This window comes from Hydrocoleum sp. CS-953 (assembly GCF_002260545.1).
Classification (GTDB): Bacteria; Cyanobacteriota; Cyanobacteriia; order Cyanobacteriales; family Microcoleaceae; genus Trichodesmium.
On the sequence record NZ_LGSU01000789.1, the window covers coordinates 1 to 4,658 of the forward strand.

Genomic DNA, 4,658 nt, shown 5'->3' on the forward strand with positions numbered 1-4,658 from the left:
ATATTTGAGAGATTGACTCTGGGATTGTTGTTAATTGATTACTACTTAAATTAAGTTCAATTAAATGTCTATTTTTAAATACCCACCCTGGGATAATCGTTAATCCTTTACTACTCAAATCAAGTTTCTTTTCTAGCATCATTTTTACAAAATTATGAATTATTTTTATCCTCTGACAGAAACTCTGCCAAAAGCCTTTCAAGAACAGGTATTTTCAGTTATCAGTTATCAGTTATCAATTATCAGGTAAGCATTCAGCTATTAGCTCTCAGCTCTTCCTGCGGAATGCTGCGCAAACAGCTTTTTAATGAATGAATCAAGCATTCATTAAACTTCTACTACATTTTTACATAATTATTGGAAATATCTTGTTTTTTCATTCCTTAAAGGTAATATAGCTGATGGATGATGGCTGACTGCTGAATGCTTACGTTATCAGTTATCAGTACCTCTATGAAATAGGGATGCTTGAAATATTGAATTTTATTTTTTTAAGGGGATTAAAAAAGGATTGGCGCTCAAGGAATTTTTTTATTTTTTATCCATGAATATAGAAGCTTTATACCTTAATTTTTCGGTCAACAATTATAGAGCTATTTGTAATTATTATGGGGAAGTATTTACTAAATTTGTTTTGCTGCTTCAATTCCAACCATTAAATTAGGGAATAAACCCAGTTTCTTAGCTGGGGTGCGTAAGTTCTCGAGCTAGAGCCAGGTATTAATAATTCCTCTACAAAAAGCTAACTCTTCCCTGAAATGACCGACCTAAACTCAAAATTCACTACTCAAATTAAAATTACCACCGCACAATTTATGATACTCTAATTTCTTATAGGATTAGTTTGTTGTTGCACCGGGAGAAAAAAAATGTTAACATTCCTATTTCAATTCGTACTACTTCTATTAGTGGTATTATCTTTTATCTTAGTAGTTGGCGTACCTTTTGCCTATGCTTCTCCTCAAATCTGGAGTCAAGGCAAACCTTTGATTTTTATTGGTTCTGGTTTGTGGTTAGCACTGGTAATTGCAGTGGGTGTTTTAAACTTTTTAGTGGTTTAGGCCAAATTCAGTTATCAGTTATCAGTACCAACTGCTGAAGCTATTTAAAGGGAGCTATTGGCCTGATTTTTTTGGTAACATCAATCTGAACAGGCAATATCTAAAATCTAAGATAGGAAATAATGAATTTTAAGAGACAGGAGATAATAAGCAGCAACTTGTTATCTCTAGACTCTTACCAATTGATAGTTGATAATTGATAATTAATCCCCAGATGTTTCAAGCTTCTCCTTTTAAGGAGAAAAAAGTGCTAGGAGATTTCCGTACTTTATTTTAACTAAAGGTAATTAATAATTGATAATTAGAGATAGTTTTCATTATTCATTATCACAATAATTAACATTAAAAAAAATTCTAATATGACTGTTTTCGAGGGAACATTTACTCAAGTTGACTCTTTACGCTTTGCTATTGTAATAGCTCGTTTCAATGACTTAATTAGTGGGAAACTACTCGAAGGTTGTCAAGACTGTTTCAAACGGCATGGTGTCGATCCTAATCCAGAGGGGACTCAAGTCGATTATATTTGGATACCAGGGAGTTTTGAAATTCCTCTAGTAGCACGTCAATTGGCCATGAGTAATCGCTACGATGCGGTAATTTGTTTAGGAGCTGTAATTAAAGGCCAAACTCCTCACTTTGATTATGTAGCTGCTGAGGTATCTAAAGGAATTGCCGCAGCAGCATTTCAAACAGGAGTACCTGTAATCTTTGGAGTTTTAACCACAGATACGATGCAGCAAGCTTTAGAGAGGGCTGGTATTAAAAGTAATAAAGGTTGGGAATATGCCATGAATGCCTTAGAAATGGCAAGTTTGATGCGTCAAATTAAGGGTGGTATAAATTCCTCATCAAATAATTATAGTATTGCTGGTACAACTCAAGCATTACCAATAACTTCAAATACTTTTGTAGAGTCTGATGTATCTCCAGAAGTATGACTAAGCTAATCAAAGGTTGACTCTCAAAAAAAATTCTGCTTAGGGGTTGACAAATAAAGTTATTTGTGAAACTATAGATAGTAGTTGGAAATCGCGGGTATAGCTCAGTGGTAGAGCGCAACCTTGCCAAGGTTGATGTCGCGCGTTCGAATCGCGTTACCCGCTTGGTAGAGATATTATAATATATAAGATTTATTCTCCAATGCTTTTCAGTAGGTATTTAATAGTTAAAATACCACTGGAATTATAAACCACAGGACGAAAAATAAAAACTATAGCTTGATCGAAAGATTTTTTGAATTGAATATAGTACAGAACCCTGATTAGATATTTAGCAATCTGGTAGGAGTAGGAAAGTCCTAAGTTTAGCACATACTCTCAGTGCTTAAGCACTTGACTCCTGAAATTGTGATTCAAGACAAACGGAGGCTATAATTCTGAGGGTTGATTAGTTCACTGTAGTGTATCCATTTCAAAACTACTGTAGGTAGGAGAAGTAGATTTTTCGATCATTTTAAAGGTAAGTGTCATAACATAAACCAAGAGCCAAAAGCTGAAGATTTTGTGATAAAAAATCAATATAGCTAACACAAACTGTTGAGTCAGGTTATAGTTTAATAGGACCTAGAATTAGAATAATAGACCTATACTGAGTCTCAGATCATCTTTTTTCAATCAACGCTTTCGGTTATACAATTACTTTGCGACCTCAAAAAGCTCAAAAGATCGATTTGAATGGAGAATACCCCTGTCCATGTCGGCGTAGGGGCCGCTTAATTCCAATAGCCCTGACAGATGCCTTTGGCTGTAACCGCTGTCAGCAAATATTTGTTGTCAATGAAAATGACAATACTATTGAACAACTCTCGACTCACTATTCCTATAAGCCTGCTTGGCGATGGACAGGTAAACAGTGGTACCGGGCTTATTCCAATTGGAAGGCTCACTACTTGCCACTAGCTCTAGTAATGATTTTAGTACCTTTAGTGATTTGGCTACCTTTAGCTTTACACTCTCCTGNCAATTGGAAGGCTCACTACTTGCCACTAGCTCTAGTAATGATTTTAGTACCTTTAGTGATTTGGCTACCTTTAGCTTTACACTCTCCTGGTTCTAATATAATTATTTGGGCAATGGTGGCAGTTCTTTTGGCCATGCTTCCTGCCTTGATGGTCTGGCTTGCTTACAGACGTTAAACTTATGAATAGGAAATATTATTCTGCTAACTTAACGATGAATATGATTCATCGTGCTTATCAAGGTTCTCTAGAACTTGCTAAAACTAAGGCTTCAAAACGCTCTATGGCCTTACAAGCAATGGCAGAAGCAATTTTACAACATAAAAATGAGATTTTAGAAGCTAATACTCTGGATTTAGAAGCAAATCGGACAATTCCTATTCCCGCGCCAATGGTTGAATTGCTGAAGTTGACTCCAGAACGACTCGAAATTACTGTTCAAATTTTACAACGACTTGGTGATTTGCCCGATCTAGTAGGGCAAGTTGTTGGTGCTTCATATCAATTAGAACGTAGTCAGAGTTATGGCCAACGTATTCCATTGGGAGTTATTGCTTTAATTTATGAGGCATTTCCAGAGTTAGTGGCGATCGCTGCTGGAATGTGTATTCAAACTGCAAATAGTTTGATTATTAGGGGTGGGAGTGAGGCTAGTAATTCTAATTTAGTTCTTACTAAGGTATTACGGTTGGCTTTGGAGCAAGTTGGTTTACCTGTGGAATGTATAGAGTTTTTACCTCCTACGGACAAGGGTTCAATTCAGGAGTTGCTTACTCAAGACCGATATATAAATTTAGTTATTCCTTATGGACGTTCTAGTTTAGTTGATCGGGTGGCAAGAGTGTCAACTGTACCAGTTTTAAAAACAGCCATGGGTAATTGTTACTTATACTGGTCTGCTACTGGTAGTTTGGATATGGTTCGTTGGATGATTTTGGATAGCTATGAAAGTAAGCCAGACCCAGTTAATGCGATAGAAAAGGTATTGATAGATCGTAAGCATAATTTTTCTATGGTAGTTAGACTTTGGAATAGTTTGAAGGAAAATGGTTTTGAAGTTAGAGGGGATGCTGCTTTAGTTGATGAGTTTCCTGATTTAATTTTGGCTGAGGATAGAGAATGGAATGAAGCTTATTTAAGTAAAGTAGTTGCTTTTAAAGTTGTTGATTCTATAGATTCAGGAGTTAGATGGATTAATAATTATAGTAGTGGTCATGCTGATTGTTTAGTGGCTGAATCTTATCAAGAAAGTCGTCAGTTTGCTTTGGGTGTTAATAGTGTTTGTTCGTTTATTAATAAGTCTCCGAGATTTTCACGTTATCAAAGTCAAAAAGATGCTATTTTTTTGGGAATGTCTAATCAAAATTTTTTTGCTCAAGGGTTGATTGGGTTAGAGGCTTTTACGAGAATTAAATATACTTTTCAAGGGAATTAGAGTTGATTTATCCTGGGACTAAAGTTGTGATAATTTTGATATTAGTTATCAGTTATTAGTATTTCTCTATGAGGTATCCAGATTGAAATATTGGAGTTGATTCTTGAAGTTTATTATTAATTTTTCTTTTCAGACTAAAGTTGTGAGGATTCTGATATTAGTTATCAGTTATTAGTATTTCTCTATGAGGTATCCAGATTGA

General features: G+C 35.3%; 5 protein-coding genes and 1 tRNA gene. 5 read left to right on the forward strand and 1 reads right to left on the reverse strand.

Annotated elements, in window-relative coordinates; all coding sequences use genetic code 11:
* Window positions 1-142, reverse strand: a 142-nt coding sequence (locus tag AFK68_RS44710; RefSeq protein ID WP_371357310.1) for a hypothetical protein, incomplete at its 3' end; no start/stop codon positions are given.
* Window positions 143-869: 727 nt separating this feature from the next.
* Here AFK68_RS44710 and psbZ point away from each other — a divergent pair.
* The 5 genes from psbZ (at window position 870) to AFK68_RS09800 (ending at window position 4,456) form a co-directional block, all read left to right on the forward strand.
* Window positions 870-1,061 carry a photosystem II reaction center protein PsbZ gene (gene psbZ / locus AFK68_RS09780; RefSeq protein ID WP_094672544.1) on the forward strand — a complete coding sequence of 64 codons (192 nt, stop codon included), beginning with the start codon at window positions 870-872 and terminating at the stop codon, window positions 1,059-1,061.
* Between the two features lie 359 nt (window positions 1,062-1,420).
* Window positions 1,421-2,002 (forward strand): 6,7-dimethyl-8-ribityllumazine synthase, encoded by a 582-nt coding sequence (gene ribH, locus AFK68_RS09785; RefSeq protein ID WP_094672545.1) that lies wholly within the window; start codon window positions 1,421-1,423, stop codon window positions 2,000-2,002.
* Window positions 2,003-2,095: 93 nt separating this feature from the next.
* Window positions 2,096-2,167 (forward strand) — tRNA-Gly (locus AFK68_RS09790).
* 536 nt (window positions 2,168-2,703) lie between these two features.
* Window positions 2,704-3,022, forward strand: a 319-nt coding sequence (locus AFK68_RS41405) for a hypothetical protein (RefSeq protein WP_246844091.1), incomplete at its 3' end; no start/stop codon positions are given.
* Window positions 3,023-3,202: 180 nt separating this feature from the next.
* Window positions 3,203-4,456 (forward strand): glutamate-5-semialdehyde dehydrogenase, encoded by a 1,254-nt coding sequence (locus AFK68_RS09800; protein ID WP_094672547.1) that lies wholly within the window; start codon window positions 3,203-3,205, stop codon window positions 4,454-4,456.
* The last annotated feature ends 202 nt before the right edge of the window (window positions 4,457-4,658 follow it).